The 17,058-nt window shown below is 61.0% G+C and carries 15 protein-coding genes; 8 read left to right on the top strand and 7 right to left on the bottom strand.

Features of this window, described 5'->3' with window-relative positions; translation table 11 throughout:
• Positions 1–123: 123 nt before the first annotated feature.
• The 3 genes from CATRI_RS08430 to CATRI_RS08420 all read right to left on the bottom strand — a co-directional run bounded on the left by CATRI_RS08430 (position 124) and on the right by CATRI_RS08420 (position 5,705).
• The gene (locus CATRI_RS08430) at positions 124–2,508 is read right to left on the bottom strand and encodes a glycogen/starch/alpha-glucan phosphorylase (protein WP_290216576.1); all 2,385 of its coding nucleotides are present in this window, start codon (positions 2,506–2,508) and stop codon (positions 124–126) included.
• Positions 2,509–2,612: 104 nt separating this feature from the next.
• Positions 2,613–3,878 carry an amidohydrolase gene (locus CATRI_RS08425; protein ID WP_290216574.1) on the bottom strand — a complete coding sequence of 422 codons (1,266 nt, stop codon included), beginning with the start codon at positions 3,876–3,878 and terminating at the stop codon, positions 2,613–2,615.
• A gap of 498 nt (positions 3,879–4,376) precedes the next feature.
• Positions 4,377–5,705, bottom strand: coding sequence for a DUF4921 family protein (locus tag CATRI_RS08420; protein ID WP_290216572.1), 1,329 nt, complete (start codon positions 5,703–5,705; stop codon positions 4,377–4,379).
• A gap of 30 nt (positions 5,706–5,735) precedes the next feature.
• Between CATRI_RS08420 and CATRI_RS08415 the strand changes: the two genes are divergently transcribed.
• Positions 5,736–6,134 (top strand): hypothetical protein, encoded by a 399-nt coding sequence (locus CATRI_RS08415; protein WP_290216570.1) that lies wholly within the window; start codon positions 5,736–5,738, stop codon positions 6,132–6,134.
• Here the strand turns inward: CATRI_RS08415 and CATRI_RS08410 are convergent.
• Positions 6,104–7,204 carry a glycerate kinase gene (locus CATRI_RS08410; protein WP_290216568.1) on the bottom strand — a complete coding sequence of 367 codons (1,101 nt, stop codon included), beginning with the start codon at positions 7,202–7,204 and terminating at the stop codon, positions 6,104–6,106. The two genes, CATRI_RS08415 and CATRI_RS08410, sit on opposite strands and share 31 nt — an antisense overlap.
• A 124-nt stretch (positions 7,205–7,328) precedes the next feature.
• Between CATRI_RS08410 and gdhA the strand changes: the two genes are divergently transcribed.
• On the top strand, positions 7,329–8,672 hold the full coding sequence (gene gdhA / locus CATRI_RS08405) for an NADP-specific glutamate dehydrogenase (RefSeq protein WP_290216566.1): 1,344 nt from the start codon (positions 7,329–7,331) through the stop codon (positions 8,670–8,672).
• Here the strand turns inward: gdhA and CATRI_RS08400 are convergent.
• Positions 8,669–9,121 carry an MmpS family transport accessory protein gene (locus CATRI_RS08400; RefSeq protein ID WP_290216564.1) on the bottom strand — a complete coding sequence of 151 codons (453 nt, stop codon included), beginning with the start codon at positions 9,119–9,121 and terminating at the stop codon, positions 8,669–8,671. The two genes, gdhA and CATRI_RS08400, sit on opposite strands and share 4 nt — an antisense overlap.
• 127 nt (positions 9,122–9,248) lie before the next feature.
• On the opposite strand from CATRI_RS08400, the gene CATRI_RS08395 reads away from it, so the two are divergent.
• From CATRI_RS08395 to mutM, 4 genes are read left to right on the top strand one after another with little or no spacing between them, the layout of a single operon-like run.
• Positions 9,249–9,962: a DivIVA domain-containing protein gene (locus CATRI_RS08395; RefSeq protein WP_290216562.1), complete on the top strand. Its 714-nt coding sequence runs from the start codon at positions 9,249–9,251 to the stop codon at positions 9,960–9,962.
• Between the two features lie 23 nt (positions 9,963–9,985).
• Entirely contained in the window at positions 9,986–10,498 is a 513-nt protein-coding gene (locus tag CATRI_RS08390) for a YceD family protein (protein ID WP_290216561.1), read from the top strand.
• Positions 10,495–11,253, top strand: coding sequence for a ribonuclease III (rnc, locus tag CATRI_RS08385; RefSeq protein ID WP_290216558.1), 759 nt, complete (start codon positions 10,495–10,497; stop codon positions 11,251–11,253). The genes CATRI_RS08390 and rnc overlap by 4 nt, the downstream gene beginning before the upstream one ends.
• A complete protein-coding gene (mutM, locus tag CATRI_RS08380; protein WP_290216556.1) occupies positions 11,253–12,083 on the top strand; it encodes a bifunctional DNA-formamidopyrimidine glycosylase/DNA-(apurinic or apyrimidinic site) lyase in 831 nt (276 codons plus the stop codon). Before rnc ends, mutM begins: the two co-directional genes overlap by 1 nt.
• Before the next feature lie 279 nt (positions 12,084–12,362).
• Here mutM and CATRI_RS08375 read toward each other — a convergent pair whose 3' ends face one another.
• On the bottom strand, positions 12,363–13,892 hold the full coding sequence (locus CATRI_RS08375) for an IS1634 family transposase (protein ID WP_290216554.1): 1,530 nt from the start codon (positions 13,890–13,892) through the stop codon (positions 12,363–12,365).
• A gap of 417 nt (positions 13,893–14,309) precedes the next feature.
• A complete protein-coding gene (locus tag CATRI_RS08370) occupies positions 14,310–14,870 on the bottom strand; it encodes a DUF5067 domain-containing protein (RefSeq protein WP_290216550.1) in 561 nt (186 codons plus the stop codon).
• Between the two features lie 416 nt (positions 14,871–15,286).
• Between CATRI_RS08370 and CATRI_RS08365 the strand changes: the two genes are divergently transcribed.
• Positions 15,287–16,792 (top strand): alanine/glycine:cation symporter family protein, encoded by a 1,506-nt coding sequence (locus tag CATRI_RS08365; protein ID WP_290216547.1) that lies wholly within the window; start codon positions 15,287–15,289, stop codon positions 16,790–16,792.
• Positions 16,777–17,058 carry an acylphosphatase gene (locus tag CATRI_RS08360; protein ID WP_290216546.1) on the top strand — a complete coding sequence of 94 codons (282 nt, stop codon included), beginning with the start codon at positions 16,777–16,779 and terminating at the stop codon, positions 17,056–17,058. Before CATRI_RS08365 ends, CATRI_RS08360 begins: the two co-directional genes overlap by 16 nt.

The following is a 17,058-nucleotide window of genomic DNA, read 5'->3' as shown; positions in this document are numbered from 1 at the left end:
ATTCTAGAGAATTTTGGCACCAGGGCTGAGCTTGTGCACTTCGGTGACGATGTGGCCCCGATACGACGCACAGGTGCCCCCCTTGGCGGAGGGCGCCTGTGGTGTCAGTCGGGGAAAGTGCAGCTACTCGGTGATGGAAACCGGGTTGAGCTTCCACACCTCGGTGGCGTAGTCATTGATCGTGCGGTCGGAGGAGAAACGACCCGACTCGCAGATGTTGACCCAGCACATCCGGGCCCACGCACGACGATCGGCGACGTAGTCGGCGGCCATCCGGTCGCGGGTCTCGCGGTAGTCGGCGAAATCGCCGAGGACGTAGTAGACATCTGGGGTTTCGTAACCGCCGCCGTCGAGAAGCGACGACCGAAGGTCGTGGAACAAGCCGGTGTGGTTGTCGTCGAGGGTGCCGTCGACAAGCGCATCGAGGGTGCGCTTGAGACCGGGGACGGTCTCGTAGGCCTGCCACGGCTGGTAGGTAGCGCGCAGCTCGGGCAGATCCTCCTCGCGGGCGCCGAAGATGTAGGCGTTATCGTCGCCAACCGAATCGTGAATCTCGACATTGGCGCCGTCCATGGTGCCCAAGGTGAGGGCGCCATTCATCATGAACTTCATGTTGCCGGTGCCGGAGGCTTCCTTGCCCGCGGTGGAGATCTGCTCAGAGACATCGGTGGCGGGGATGATGTGCTCGGCGGGGGAGACGTTGTAGTTCTCCACGAACACCACGCGCAGGACATCGTTGACGTCCTCATCATTGTTGACGACCTCGGCGATGGCATTGATCAGCTTGATGATGGCCTTGGCGCGGACGTATCCCGGGGCTGCCTTGGCGCCGAAGATGAAGGTGCGCGGCGGGACATCCTTGAGGCCGTCCTCCTTGATACGGAGGTAGAGATCTAGGATGTAGAGCGCGTTAAGCAGCTGGCGCTTGTACTCGTGGAGGCGCTTGATCTGGGTGTCGAAGATGGAGTTCGGATCGACCGAGATGCCCTGGCGGGCTTCAATCCACTCGGCGAAGTCAGCCTTATTCGCGGCCTTGATGTCCATGAGCTCATCCATGACGGCGTCGTCGTGGGTGAAGGGGAGCAGCTTCTTCAGCAGGTCCATATCGGTGACCCACGCATCGGAACCGACGAGGCGATCAAGCAGGTCGGACAGGCGTGGGTTGCACATCTTCAGCCAGCGACGCGGAGTGACACCGTTGGTCTTGTTGTTGAACTTCTCCGGCCAAATCTCGTGCCATTCGCCCAGAGTGTCGCGCTTGATGATCTCAGTATGCAGCGCCGCAACTCCGTTGATGGAATAGGAGGCGTAGCAGGCAATCCACGCCATGTGCACCTGGCCGTGTTGAACGGGTGCCATGTAGTTGATGAGTTCCTCGTCCACGCCGCGCTCGCGCATGTCCTCCCGGAAGCGACGATCGATTTCGAGGATGATCTCCAAGACGCGGCCAAACAGCTGTTGGAAGATGGTGACATTCCACTGCTCGAGAGCCTCAGCCAGGACAGTGTGGTTGGTGTAGGCGAAGGTCTTGGTGACGATGTCCCAGGCCTCTTCCCAGCCCATGCCGTGCTCATCGAGGAAGAGACGCATGAGCTCGGGGATGGCCAACACCGGGTGGGTGTCGTTGAGCTGGATGCAGTTGTACTCGGCGAAGGTGTCCAACGAACCGTGGTTGGCCAAGTGCGAATCGATCATCGACTGCAGCGAGGCAGAGACGAAGAAGTACTGCTGGCGCACGCGCAGAACCTTGCCGGCGTAGGTCGTGTCGTTCGGGTAGAGGACGCGGCACAAGTCCATGACGGCCTCGCGCTCGACGATGGCGTCGGTGAAACGCTGAGAGTTGAAGGCGTCGTAGTCGAACTCCTCCAGCGGCTCGGCCTTCCACAGGCGCAGGGTGCCCACATTGTCCGTGCCGTAGCCGGTGATCGGCATGTCATAAGGCACGGCAGAGACGGTCATGTCGTCGAAGTTGACGATGCGGGCTTCAGTCTCGCGGCGAATGTAGAAGGGGTAGCCGTCTTCCTTCCACGCATCAGGGTGCTCGGTTTGGAAGCCATTCTCGAAGGTCTGCTTGAACAGGCCATAGCGGTAAAGGATGCCGTAGCCAGTGACCGGAAGGTCCTGGGTGGCGCAGGAATCGAGGAAGCAAGCGGCGAGGCGGCCAAGGCCGCCATTGCCCAGGGCGGCGTCATTCTCGGCCTCGAGAACATCGGAGAAGTTTTGGCCAAGCTTTTCAACTTCTGCGGCGGCTTCCTCGGTGAGACCAAGGTTGGTCGTGTTGTTCAGCAGGGCGCGGCCCATGAGGAACTCGGCCGAGAAGTAGTGCTGCTGACGGGTAGCGGCGTAGGCCTTGGTGGTGGCCTCCCAGTTGTCGGCGATCTGCTCCATGATGCTGGCGGAGAGGCCGAACCAGAACTTCCTATCGCTGGCGGTTTGAGGGGTCGAGCCTGATGCGGCACGGACATGTCCGCCGACGGTCTGGCTCAGCGCGGGGGCAGATTCGGTCATGAAACTCGCTCCTGGAAATGTTGATGACAAATCGGGTACTTAGTCAGCATATCGGGGTAAACACTTTTCTTCTCCTCCGCCCGCCAGTAATGCTCAGCTACCTTTTATTTCGGAGTGTTCTTTGCCACATATGCCAACACTGCCGCTGCAGCCGCCTTGGTGGTGGCCTCGACGGTGGGCTCGTACTCGGGAAGAAAAGTACTCATATGGTTGACGGGGACGTCTTCTTTTACACGATTGTCTGCAACAGCCTTGTCCCACAACTCACGCGGGGTGCAGCCAACGACCCAGAACAGGTAGGGAACTCCGAACGCGCGAGGTAGGTTGGCAAAGTCCTCAGAGACTGTGGTGCGCTGGGCATCGACGGACTGCTCGGCGAACACGGCGTCGAAAGTCGGCCGGACATGATCAAAGACAACTTTATCGTTATCGATCAGTTCGCCGTGGGCAAAGAATTCGAACGTTGGCTCCTCTTCGACTCCGGATGCCTGACACTCGGCGACAACAATTCGTTTAATTGCGGAATAAACCCGGCGCTTGACGTGATCATCATAAAAGCGGCAGTTGAGCACCAACTCGGCAGAATCGGGAATGATGTTGTTCGTCGTGCCGGACTTTAGGGTGCCCACGGAAACAACGGCGAAGTCATTGGGGTCCACCTCGCGTCCGACAATTCCCTGCAAACGGACGACGACCATCGCGGCGGTGTACGTCGGATCAATCGCGTTATGTGGCATGGAGCCGTGAGCACTACGGCCTGGGATTTTGATGCGGATGGAGTCACACGCGGCGAACTGAGGACCGGACATCGTTTGGACTTCACCGGCGCGGCCAGGCATAACGTGCTGGCCCAGGCACACATCGGGACGGGGAACGCGGTTGAGGAGTCCGTCAGCGATCATGGCATTGGCGCCGACTGCATTTTCTTCCGAGGGCTGGAAGAGAGCAATGAAGGTTCCTGACCAGGCTTCGCGGTGGGCGTCGAGAATTGCGCAGGCACCCATGAGTGCCGTGGTGTGCATGTCATGCCCGCAAGCGTGCATGACGCCGGTCTGGGTGCCATCGGTTCCTGGGCGCAAACGCGTGGAGGCGAACGCAACGCCGGTCTCCTCCTTCACCGGAAGTGCGTCGAAATCGGCGCGGAAGAGCGCGGCAGGGCCCTCACCATTACGGAAGATTCCGATGACCCCGTATCCCCCCATGTGCGTAATCACCTCGCAGTCGAAGTCGGCCAACTTGGCCGCGATCTTCTCTGCCGTCTCACTCTCGTGGCCGGATAACTCGGGCCGCTCGTGCAAGTCCTCGTAGAAGGCCTGCTGCCAAGAGAGATCGGCGGAATGCTGGGAGAGGAGACGGGAGATGTCACTCATGGGGGTGTTCGGAGGCTCCTTAATGGGTTGAGTGCCTGGTACTCGGCATGTGGCCAACTCTAGTAGAAGGCATTCTCATCGCTCAGGAGTCTGCAGAATGGTGAGGTTGGGCCGTGTGAGTTCGTTGGGATTAGTTAGGTACCGATCACTGCGACACAGCTCCCTCAAGGAGGGGGCTCGAACAGTGAAGGAGTCTCCTAATTGCGAATATGTTCATCCTTGGGACGACCGGAAAGCTGGGGCTAGGTGGGCAGGGTTGGCTGATCCCTCGCCGATCCAAGTTTTCAAGCTCGGGGACAGTGAAGGCTCAGTCCCGACGTGCTGCTGCCTAACTCAAAACCAGCACTTCCTAACAACTTGGTGGGTTTAGAAGAGGAATTGACCCCGGAGTTGTTAGGAAGTGCGGGTTTTGGGTCCCCCTGCCAGCCGAACGAACTGTGCTCGTCTGAGACAGTCGGTTCCGGCCACACGACAACCCCAGGGACCCCAACCAACCGCCTACTGCAGCAACGGGTTGTACAGAAGCGAGTTCCGTTCCGCCGAGCATTCGGTGGCGATCTTGATGTCGGGTGCGATGGTGCCTTCGTCACGCAGGCGGTAGAGGGCGGGGACGACGCGGTCGCGAATGTCGGTGGGGGAGAGGGTGTTGACGTAGATCTTGGATACGCCCTCAAAACCAGCGACGGTGGACATGCGCCATTTGATGTTGACTCGCCAAGGCATGGGGATGTCGAGGTCGATGGGTTTGTGGTGCCATTCCTCGTTGCAGGCGACGTCGGGTCCGACGGCTGCGTGGCAGGCGTGGATGAGGTCGCTCATGCTGCGTACTTCTGCCGGGGTTTGGAGCCAGGGTTCGGGGGTAGCGGAGCGCGAATAGACGGTGAGGGTGGGGTAGCGGTGGCCTATGCCAGCGGTGACGACGGCGTGTTCGTTTTCGGCGATGATGAGGTTGCGGTAGCCGGCGAAGTCGACGCCCCATTCGTTGTACATGTTCATGTTGTTGCGGAGACGGGAGATCTCCATTTCCGCCTGGACGGAGCGTTCGTCGATGGCGACGAGTTGCTTGTGCAGGTGATCGAAGGATGCACCGGCGGGGGCGAGCCAGTTTTGGAATGCCACGACGTAGGGGGCGTAGCGGTTGCGCCGGTAGAGGTCCTCGATGGCGTCGATGGTGAAAGCGGTGAAGCCGTAGTGTTCTTCGGGGGTGAGGGTGCCGGATGAGGCGAGTTGGTTATCGAATTCGGCTCCGTCGATGAAGTGGCGGCGCCCGATGATGACGTCGTGGCCGCCGGCGAAGTAGGCGTCGGATAGGTCAAGAAGCTCACTGTCAGTGAGGTCGGCGCTACGGCCGCCGGCGCGGAGTCGGGTTCGCACGATGTCGAGGACGTGCTGCCGGCCGATGGGGTCAGCGAGGTAGGCGGCTTTGCGCTCGATGGTGTCGGTGTCCATGAGGAAGCCGTAGTTTTTCACCCAGTAGTCGTAGGAGACGATCTCGAAGAGGTTGGGTACGCGGCGAAACTGCGCTTCGGTGTCGTTGAGTTGTTCGGGGAGGAGGCCGTGGACGATGGACCAGCCGCCGTCGGCGTCGCGAACCATCCGGGACTTCTCCGGCGGGGTGGCGAGGGGTGTGTCGGCGCAGAATGAGCAGGCGTGGGTTTTGTCGCCGTCCGGCAGGGGCTGCGGGTCCTTCGCTGGGGTGGAGAGCGGCCGGTTGCCGCGCCCGGGGACGGTCCACACTTCTGTGCCGGAAAACGGGTTGACCTGCTTTACCGTCCCGTCGGCCATGGTGATCAGTGGGTCGCGGGGGGCGTGGCCGGGGATGCTCATGCCTTAAACACTATTAGCTAGGCTGGCGCCATGCCTGCAATCCTCTTCGATGTTCTTCTTCCCGCTGAACCTGCCGCCCAACTCCTGCACTCCTTCGAAGGTGCTGTGAACAAACTCATTGCTGCGAACAAGCTCACCGGCGGCTCGGTCGCCCTTGATCCGCACCCACCTCTGGTCGATGGGGTGGAGGAGGCGCTGCGACAGTCATATCGCGATGAACATGAGGACGCCGATCTCGACAATTCCAGTGTCGTCCGCTACATCATCAACGTCGAGGGGGCGACTGGTTCGATCAACCAGCTGGCCATGGTGCTCTCACGGTTCATGACCCCGCAGGCGAATCTTCCCGCCGACGCGGTCCTTTTGGAAAACCAGTCGTCCTTGGAGATCCCCGCGATTTATCCCTGGGCGGTCGAAATTCGCAGGTAGTCGGCGGCTATTGCCGCTCCTGCCTCGAAAAGCTGCTTTTCGACGTCCCCATCACCCAACTGAGCGGCAATCACCCCGTCGCCGGGGTCAAGGTCGATGCGGCCAGCGGCGATTGCCAGAGTGGCATCGGTGCCCGAGACGAGTTCGGCGATCGTGCCCACGACCTTGCCGGTGAGCGACTGCTCATCGAAGGCACCCTCGCCAGTGATGACGAGGCTGGCCTGGGGGATCGACTCCGGCAGCCCCAAGGCATCGGCGACGACCTGCGCGCCGGGCAGAACATGAACTTTGCTCGGGGCACCGTGCAGCAGCGTGGACAGCCAATGGATGGCGACGGGGATGGCGCCGGCGGCACCATAGCCCGGCGTGAGCGGGTCGACGTCGAGGATGGCGCAGGCGTGGGCCAGTGCGGCGTCGAGAAGCATGACTTCCTCGGGGGTGGCCCCCTTTTGGGGGCCGAAGACGGCGGCGGCGCCGTCCGGGCCGACGACGGGGGCGGTGACGTCGGTAAGCAACACCCATTCGACGGCCGCGGCTGGGATGTTGAGCTGCGCGGTGTCTACGCTGGCCAACTCGCCGAGTTGTCCGCCACCCTTGGGAAGGGCATAGCCTTCGGCGTTGAGCGGGGTAGCGCCGAGGGCGACCAAGATGCCGGTGCCAGCGTCGACGGTGGCGGATCCGCCGAGGCAAAGGACGATGCGCTCGGCGCCACGGGTCTGGGCGTCGGCAATGAGGACGCCAGTGCCGTAGGTGTCGCCGGTTAGGGGCACAGGGGAGTCCGCGACGGCGGGCAAGCCGGAGGCGGCGGCCACGTCGATGTAGGCGGTGTTGGCCTCCGCATCGAAGGTGTAGGTGGCATCGGTGAGGCGACCGGCGGCGTCGACAGTCGGGAGGGTGATCTGCTGCCCGGCGAAGGTGGCTGCGGTCCCTTCCCCGCCATCGGCCATGGGGGCGAGGGTGATCTCAGCGTCCCGAATGATGGAACGCACGCCCTCTCCGAGGTAGCGGGCGGCCTCCTGGGCGGTGGCGGTGCCTTTGAACGAGTCCGGGGCGATGATGACGGAAACCATGGGTTTCAGCATAGAGGGGTGACCGAAGTTACTACCCGCCAACTTGCATGAGGCGGCTCGCCCGTGAAAACTACTGGGGAATAGAAATGTATGGGCCCGGCGTTCCGGGACGGAAAGGACACCCATGTCTGTTGATGAGCAGGTCTCGACCTACTACAACATGCTCCTTAAGCGAAACGCGGGCGAACCCGAGTTTCACCAGGCCGTCTCTGAGGTACTCGAATCCCTCAAGATCGTCCTGGAAAAAGACCCGCACTACGCCGATTACGGCCTCATCCAGCGCCTGTGCGAGCCGGAGCGTCAGCTCATCTTCCGCGTCCCGTGGGTCGACGACAACGGCGTTGTCCAGGTCAACCGCGGTTTCCGCGTCCAGTTCAACTCCGCACTTGGCCCCTACAAGGGCGGCCTGCGTTTCCACCCGTCGGTGAACCTGGGCATCGTGAAGTTCCTCGGCTTTGAGCAGATCTTCAAAAACTCCCTCACCGGCCTGCCCATCGGCGGCGGCAAGGGCGGCTCCGACTTCGACCCCAAGGGTAAGTCCGACGCCGAGGTCATGCGTTTTTGCCAGTCCTTCATGACCGAGCTGCACCGCCACATCGGCGAGTACCGCGACGTCCCCGCCGGTGACATCGGCGTCGGCGGCCGCGAGATCGGCTACCTCTTCGGCCAGTACCGCCGCCTGGCTAACCAGCACGAGTCCGGTGTCCTCACCGGCAAGGGCCTGACCTGGGGCGGCTCCCTCGTCCGCACCGAGGCCACCGGCTACGGCACCGTCTACCTCACCCAGGAAATGATGAAGGAGCATGGCGAGGAACTCTCCGGCGCCAAGGTCATCGTCTCCGGCTCCGGCAACGTCGCCATCTACGCCATCGAAAAGGCCCAAGAGCTCGGCGCCACCGTCGTCGGCTTCTCCGACTCCTCGGGCTGGGTCGAGACCCCCAACGGCGTCAACGTGGAACTTCTCCGCGAGATCAAGGAAGTCCGCCGCGAGCGCGTGTCCACCTACGTGGAGGAAGAGACCGGGGCCACCTACCACGCCGATGGTTCCATCTGGGACCTCAAGGCCGACGTCGCCCTGCCCTGCGCCACCCAGAACGAGCTCAACGGCGAGCACGCCGCTACCCTTGCCGCCAATGGTGTTCGCTACGTCGCCGAGGGTGCGAACATGCCGTCCACCCCGGAGGCCATTGAGGTCTTCCGTGAGAAGGGCGTCCACTTCGCCCCGGGCAAGGCCGCCAACGCTGGAGGCGTGGCCACCTCGGCACTAGAAATGCAGCAGAACGCTTCCCGCGACTCCTGGTCCTTCGAGTACACCGACCAGCGTTTGCACATGATCATGTCGAATATCTTCAAGAACATGTCCAAGACAGCGTCCGAGTACGGGCACGAGCACAACTACGTGGTCGGCGCGAACATCGCCGGCTTCAAGAAGGTCGCCGACGCCATGCTCGCCCAGGGTGTCATCTAGCCCTTGCTGGCATCACGCAACTGCTGGTTCGTGGCGCTGCACTGAGACGTGCCGCCCGGACCAGCAGCAGTGCTTTCACTGACCAGGGTCCCTTCCACGAGGATCTGGCAGGTCACCTCGCCGCTTTCCGCCTCGCTGTTCGCTGCCGTGAGGTGAGCGGCGGCGTAGCCGCTCAACGTGGCTGACGCTTCCCATCCAGCTGAGACGTTGCTTTCATCGACGAGGGCTGAGTTCGGTCCGGTGTACGTGATGGAAACGTCCTGGGATGTTCCATCCACCCGGTAGGTGACATCATAGGTGTCGGAAGCCTGCTCTTTTACCTGGTCGGAGGCATTCTTCACGTAGAGGGAACAGGCTCCGAACAGGATTAGGGCTAGCGCCACAATGCCTAAAGGAATGATCACCGCGCTGCGGCGAAACCACGGGGTGGTGGGGCGGGGTGTACTCATGAGACAGCCTTTCTCGTTTATGAAGGTCTAGCGGTGTGCTCTCCTAGCCAACCTAGAGGATTCGTCTGGGAGACACACCCGTCCGGCGAGCGCCCCATATCGCTGAACTGCCGGTACGCTGACATTTATGTATCGCGTTTTCGAGGCCCTAGATGAACTCGTCCAGACTGTGGAGCAGGCGTATGGCGTTCCCATGACGTCGAATTGCATGGTCCCGCGCAACGACATGCTCGCTCTGCTCGATGACCTGCGCAATGCCCTGCCCATCGAGATCGATGATGCCCAGGATGTCTTGGATAAGCAGGACAACATCCTCCGTGGCGCGGAGGATCGCGCCCGCGGCATGGTGGAGGACGCCGAGGCCCAGGCTGCGGGCATCCTCGCGGATTCGCAGGACCAGGCGGACGCCATGGTGGCCGATGCGCAGCATCGCGCCACCACGACCGTCTCCCAGGCTGAGGATGACGCCGACCGCATTGTAGGAGGCGCCCGTCGAGAAGCAGAAGACACCGTCGCCCGCGCCCAGGACGAGGCCGATCGCCTCAACGCGGAAGGCAAGGAGTCCTACCGCCGCGCCGTCGAGGACGGCATGGCGGAGCAGAAGCGACTGGTCTCCGAGGCGGAGGTCGTGCGCCGTTCCAACGAGGAAGCCCACCGCATCGTCGATGCGGCCCACGCGGACTCGAACCGCCTGCGCACCGAGTGCGACGAGTTCGTTGACTCCAAGCTGGGAGAATTCGAGGAGTCCCTCAACGGGGTTCTGCGTTCCATCACCCGTGACCGTCAAGCTTTGCGACGCGGCGCCGGTGCCGCCGGCAGCGACTACACCCCGCGCCGCTGAACTGAGTAAGCTCAGGCCTCGATATGACTTCACCTTTTAAGTTCAACATTGCCCGGCTCAGCGACTTTGAGCAGCGAACCCAGACCGGCCCCGCCCCCGTCCGGATCGGCCCCGAAATGATCGGGATCCCCGAAGGCGGGGAGGTCACCGTCGACGCAAACCTCACTCACCTCGGTGGGGGAGTGCTTGTCGACGCCGACGTGCGCGGCGAGCTCATCGGCCAGTGCGTCCGCTGCCTCACGGAGATCCGCCGCCCGCTGGACATGCACATCAGCCAGGTCTTCTCGACCTCGCCAGATTTCGTCACCGGCGACGAGGACGAAGACGGCCTCACCGATGACATCCCCGAGGTCACCGGCGACACCCTCGACCTTCTGCAGACTGTCATCGACGAAGCCGGCCTCACCCTGCCGTTCAACCCGACCTGCGAGGGTGGCTGCTCGGATGAGGAGACCCCCGCCCCCGACGGCGTCTCCGGCGAAGACGAAGACAAGCTGCAAGATCCCCGCTGGGCCGGGCTGGAGAAGTTTCTGTGAGCCGAAAGAACCGTCTGACCGGCAACGAAGCACTTGACGCGGCATTCCACTCTGTCGATCACTTGCCTCTGCTGGCCGCCCTCGGCGTCCCCTTGGCTGATGAGGGCCTGCGCCTGGCGCTGACCCACCGCAGCTTCGCCAACGAAAACGGCACCCTGCCCAACAACGAACGGCTGGAATTCCTTGGCGACGCCGTCCTCGGCCTCTCCGTAGCCAATCAGCTCTACACCCAATATCCCTCGCGCCCCGAGTCGGACATTTCCAAAATGCGGGCCTCCATCGTCTCCCGCTACGGGCTTGCCGACATCGCCCGCGAGATCAATCTCGGCCCCCACATCCTGCTGGGCAAGGGCGAATTGGTCACCGACGGTCGTGACAAGGATTCCATCCTCGCCGACACCACCGAAGCCCTGCTCGGAGCGATCTACCTCGAGCACGGCTTCGAAACCGCCCGCAGCGTCGTCCTGAGCCTGTTCGCCGCGAAGATCGATGCTGCTTCCGCGACGAACATTCACCGCGACTGGAAGACCGCGCTGCAAGAACGCGTCGCCGAGCTGAAATACCCCTTGCCGATCTACTCGGCCACCTCCACCGGCCCCGACCACGATCTCACCTTTACAGCTACCGTGACGGTTAACGACGTCCCCCTTGGGCACGGTATCGGCGCTAGCAAGAAGTTCGCGGAGCAGAAGTCAGCCCACGAGGCCTACCTGCTTCTCCGCGATAAGCCCCTGGCGGCCCAAAAGGAGCAGTAGTGCCGGAGCTACCCGAGGTTGAGGTCGTTCGGCGGGGCCTAGAATCCCACCTACTCGGATCGCGTTTCGAATCAGTCGAGGTCCTCCATCCCCGCGCCAACCGCGGCCAAGACGCCCCACTCGACGACCTCCTCATCGGCGCCCACATCCACGACGTTCGTCGGCGCGGCAAATACTTATGGTGCGACCTCGGCCGCGAGTCAGCCCTCTTCGTCCACCTCGGCATGAGCGGGCAAATGCTCGTCGGCCAACCAGGAACCTGCACCTCGAAGCACCTGCGCATTCGCGCCTCGCTTATTGGCGATGACGCCGCCCACGAGCTCGCCTTCGTCGACCAACGGACCTTCGGCCGCTGGCTTTTCACCTCCACCCGTGACGGCGTGCCCCTTCCCGTCACCCACATCGCCGTTGACCCCCTAGAACCCGGCTTCGACCCCGCCGCGGTGGCCCGACGCATCCGCACGAAAAACTCCGCGATCAAGGCCGTCCTGCTCGACCAAACCGTGGTCAGCGGCATCGGCAACATCTACGCCGACGAAGCCCTCTGGGCCGCCCAGATCGCCCCCACCCGCCGGGCCTCCTCCCTCACCCAAGAAGAAGTAACCCAGCTTCTCGACGCCGCCGCCGACGTCATGGCCCGCGCCCTCGACCAAGGCGGCACCTCCTTCGACTCCCTCTACGTCAACGTCAACGGCGCCTCAGGTTACTTCTCCCGGTCGCTCAACGCCTACGGGCAGGAGGGTGAGCCGTGCATGCGGTGTGGCACGCCGATCAGGCGCGAGAAGTTTATGAACCGGTCGAGTCACTTTTGCCCGGTTTGTCAGCGGTAAGTCTGACTCTCGATCGCTGGAGCTAGAGTTTCGGTCTATCGGACATAGCTTGTTGTGGCCTATCCCCAGTTCCAGCCCGCTGCTAGGGCATCGTCGTTGGTCAACGCTCAAAGTGGCCCACTGTTTGAGCACTGGAGCTACCTGCGAGGGGTGCTCGAGGAAGTAGTGCTGGTCCGGTGGTGATGTGAGGATGGATATCCAGCTCATGTTGTCCCCCTAAACCGTTCACACTCACAGAGTCGATGCAAACCCGCACTTCCTAACCTGACTTAGGCCAAATTAGTCAGACAGACGAGGAAGCTTAGCCAAGATCTCCTCAACCTCAGCAGGAACCGGGGACTGCGCATAAACAGTCTGACCGGCGACCTCAATAGTGAACGATCGGTACTTCTTCAACGTTCTCACCAGCCGCTTCAACGACAACCCCGAGCGCTGCTCCAACACATGACCCACAGCCATCGCCGCCATCACAATCGTCAAGTGCGCATCAATGGAATCCTTCTTCCGATGGAAGATCGGCCGGGCCTTCAGATCCGACTTCGCCATCCGAAACGCCTTCTCAATCTTGAACAACTGCCGATACGCCCCGATGACCTGCTCAGGATTCAGATCTACCCGTGAGGTCTCATAGCCTTTGACCCCAGCTAGTGCGCGGTGTTTATCCGCTAAGGTGTGGTTGACCTGCTTATTCGGGGCTTTCAAGTCCACATAGCGGTTGCGTTTGACCGGCACTTGACCTGCGACAGCTCGCTGCGCTTTCGCTACCTGCTCATCGATCCCTTTCAAGGTCCGGCGTGCCCGATCCCAGGAATACTGGTAGTAGGTCACCGAATGCGGGATACCATCGGGTCCACGGCCCGTGCGGTCAGCAAACCTCCATACTTGCCCGTCGGTGTAGGACGCCCCGGGATTGGCCTGCCTCCACACCTGGATCGGATAGGGAATGTCACGCTCCCGAGTACCGAGGATGTAGTGCAGTCCGGCATCCACGACGGCTTGTTTATTACCGGCGGAGAACATCCCGGCGTCGGCGACGATGGTGATGTCATCAAGCTGATAAGCATCCTTGAGCCGATCAATCATCGGCAACATCGTCTGGGTTTCGGCTTTGTTCCCCTCGAACGCCCCGATCGCTACGGGGAACCCAGCGGCATCAGACAACAACCCGACGGTGATTTGGGGTTCCAGGCGACGCTCCTTGGAAAACCCTGGTTTCCGAAGGTCGTCGTCTTTGTCTGTTTCGAAGTACAAGGTCGTGACATCGTAGAGGACCATCACGCCTGGGCCGATCCCAGCATGGGTGGCAAGTGCCTTTGTGACCTGGTCGCGGAAGGCGGTGGTGGCGTAGACGGGTAGGCGTCGTTGGATGGTGCGGTAGGAGGCAGAGGCGACACCGATTTCGGCGAGGGTTTCGATGGATTCGAACTTCGAACCGGGGTGGATGATCCGTGCGGTGACTAGGTCGTAGAAGACTGGGTCATGATCGGTGGCCTCGTGTAGTCCCAGCTGGTGGTAGGCGCCGTGGATGGCGTTGATGAGGTGGTTGGCGCGTTCGCTGGTAATGGGTACGGGATTATCCACCGCGCCTGTCCCGGCTGGCATGGTGACCTCGTCGTTTAGTCCTAGGTCGAGGCCTATTTGATCGCCGTCGATCATGCGTTGGGCGCGGGCGAGAAGGAGGCTAAGTTCCTCATCAGTGTGGGCGGAGCCAAGGTGATCAAGGACGGGTTTTCGATTCCGATACCCCCAGATGACCTGCACAGCCGTGGCACCGGACGCAGTCGGTACGGTGCGGATCTTCGGTGGCATGATTCACAGCCTACTGCCACCCCCACTGCTACCCCGCTTAGTCTGACAAACAGCCCCTCACACCGCCAAAATGCCCAGTTCCAGACGTCAAGATGGTCTGCGCCACACCAAAATGGCCTAAGTCAGGAAGTAGTGCTGGTCCGGTGGTGATGTGAGGATGGATATCCAGCTCATGTTGTCCCCCTAAACCGTTCACACTCACAGAGTCGATGCAAACCCGCACTTCCTAACAACTCGGTGGGTTTGGAAGGGGGATTGACCCCGGAGTTGTTAGGAAGTGCGGGTTTTGGGGTTCCTCGTGCGAGCCGCAAGAATAGTGCTCGTGGGCCTGGTGCGTCGACTTGGAGGTCCAATATCATCTCTTAAGGATGCCTGTCGGACTGACGGATATCCCGACGGTCGTTCCTCCGGTTTCGTCTAATTTAGATTAAAGGTCATGCGTCCGATCTCGTCTCCAATAAATTCACTGGCTACCAGATCTACTGGAGTGGTTGTGTCGGTTAGAACGTATGCGATTGCGTTTGCGAGGGTGCCGCCGGCCTTAATGCTCGCCGTTTGTGTCTGGCCAAACGTTGAGTCTGGGAGCATCCCCACTTTCAACTTGTTCTCAATGTTCGGGTTGTTATCCTGGAACGAGTCAAAATGGTAGATGAACCGCATCGGTGTAATCTCGTCGTCTGAGGTTCCGAGGTTCGTTGTGTCATACCAGATTGCGAGGACGGGAGCATCGCCGTACTCATTACCTTCCATCCCCGCCGGAATTACGCGATAATCGGTGATCTTGATCGTGAAGTCGGGCGTAGTGAGGACTCCGTCTACGAATGAATTGGCATTCGAGGTCTCTGTCTCTGGCACATCAACCTCTACGGCGGTGCTGGTGGAGGGAGCGGTCTCTGGTGCTATGGTTGTGCCGCAACCAGTAAGGGACAAGGCCGTCACAATGAAGAGTGAGGCGACAGGGGCGAGGAGATTTCTCATAAGCACTATCTTGGCATGATTGATACTGCTCCAACCCCGGAAACGTGCCCAATTTTGGCGAGGTCATATCATTGTCGTGGTCTCCTTTTGGATTCACGGAGGTTGGAAGGAGGGGCTGAGGATTTGGAAGGTCATTCTGGCTACTGAATCGCAGTCCCTGTTTAGAGCAGGCACCCATTCTCCTGGAACGCACCCCTGATTTCGCCAGGTTATCGTCCCGAACTCTCGCGAAAATGACGGTTGCAAAGGGCCTGAGCATGTGTGGGCTGGCTTTGACGCGATTGAGTATCTGGGAGCATCCGCGTGCCCTGACATTATGCGCACTCAAGGATAGGGGAGGCGCTCGATGCCCAGTGAACCACACCAATATCTGCCTAAGTGGTGACCACAGCCACAAGGCGGGCTACATTAAAGCAATGGAAAACATCGAATCGTTCGTCACAGGGACGATCAACGACAACCTCTGGACGGTCGTACCGTGGTTGCTCATTGCTGCCGGACTCTATTTCGGCATCCGTACCCTGCTGGTCCAGATCCGTCTGGTGCCCGACATGTTCAAGTCCGTCATGGAGAAGCCTGGTGGCAAGGGCAAAGACCAGGATGATGAGTATGGCGGCATCTCTGCGTTCCAGGCGTTCACCATTTCGGCGGCGTCGCGCGTGGGTACCGGCAACGTGGCTGGTGTCGCGGTCGCCATCACCCTGGGCGGCCCCGGTGCGGTCTTTTGGATGTGGATGATCGCCATCATCGGTGGTGCGACGGCGTTTGTGGAGTCGACGTTGGCCCAGCTGTGGAAGACGCGCGATAAGGACGGAAACTATCACGGTGGCCCGGCCTACTACATGACGCGTGGCCTCAATGCCCGCTGGCTGGCAATCCTGTTCGCGATCTTTATCTCGATCACCTACGGCTTTATCTACAACGCCATCCAGACGAACTCGATCGTCGAGGCAGTTGGTCAGTCGCTCCAGCGTGACTCCCTGGGCTTCAAGATGATCATCGGTGGCGTCCTGGCCCTGTTCACGGCGTCGATCATTTTCGGTGGTGTGCGCCGTATTGCCCATGCCACTCAGATCATCGTTCCGTTCATGGCGGTGGCCTACATTGTCGTCGCTGTCATCGTCTTGTCGCTGCGCATCCAGGAAGTTCCGGGTGTCATCGCCGACATCATCGGCCACGCCCTCGGCTTCAAGGAAGTCGTCGGTGCGACGGTTGGCGCGGCGTTCATGAACGGTATGCGTCGAGGTTTGTTCTCCAATGAGGCCGGCCAGGGTTCCGCCCCGAACGCTGCCGCTACGGCGACGGTGTCTCACCCCGTTAAGCAGGGACTTGTGCAGACCCTGGGCGTATATTTTGACACGTTGGTGGTGTGTTCCATCACCGCTTTCATCATTCTGCTCGGCAGCCAAGACATGGTGTACGGCGAGAGCATTCAGGGTGCGTCCCTGACTCAGTCGGCGCTGTCCAGTGAGGTTGGCGCGTGGGGAACCCACTTCGTCACCTTCATCCTCTTCTTCCTGGCGTTCTCCTCCATTTTGGGTAACTACTACTTGGCTCAGGCCAACATTGAGTACTTGACCAAGTCGACGACTTGGCTCAACGTCTTCCGCGTGGTCGTGGTCGGGTTCGTCTTCTTCGGTGCCGTCGGCTCCCTCCCGCTGGTGTGGGCACTGGGCGATACCTTCGCCGCTTCGATGGTGTTCATCAACCTCATCGCGATCGTTCCGCTGGGTGGTGTGGCCTTCAAGCTGCTCAAGAACTACGGAGAACAGAAGCGGCAGGGGCTCGATCCGGTGTTTAACCGTGACATGCTCCCCGAACTCAAGAACGTCGAGGTATGGGACGGTTCCGATCCGGTCACCCGTCGCAGCGCCGAGGATTACCGCAAGCTCGAAGGTCGAAGCGAATGGCCGATCGTCTAACTGCTTACGTGCACGGCTTGGTGCAGGGCGTGGGCTTCCGCTGGTGGGTGCGCGGTGAGGCAATCGAGCTGGACCTCACCGGGTCTGCCACCAATCTTCCCGACGGCCGCGTCTGCGTCGTCGCGGAAGGTTCCGGTGCCCAACTCGAAGAGTTGCTCCATCGTCTGCAGGAAAAGCGCAGTTCCCATCGTCGCCCAGGTCGGGTGGATCGCATTGCTTTCAAGTGGTCCCCGGCGAAGGGTGAACGAGGGTTCACCGTCGAATAG

Origin of the sequence: Corynebacterium atrinae (genome assembly GCF_030408455.1) — a bacterium.
Classification (GTDB): domain Bacteria; phylum Actinomycetota; class Actinomycetes; order Mycobacteriales; family Mycobacteriaceae; genus Corynebacterium; species Corynebacterium atrinae.
The sequence above is the reverse complement of the archived record's forward strand: the minus strand, read 5'-3'. Positions and strand labels throughout refer to the sequence as shown.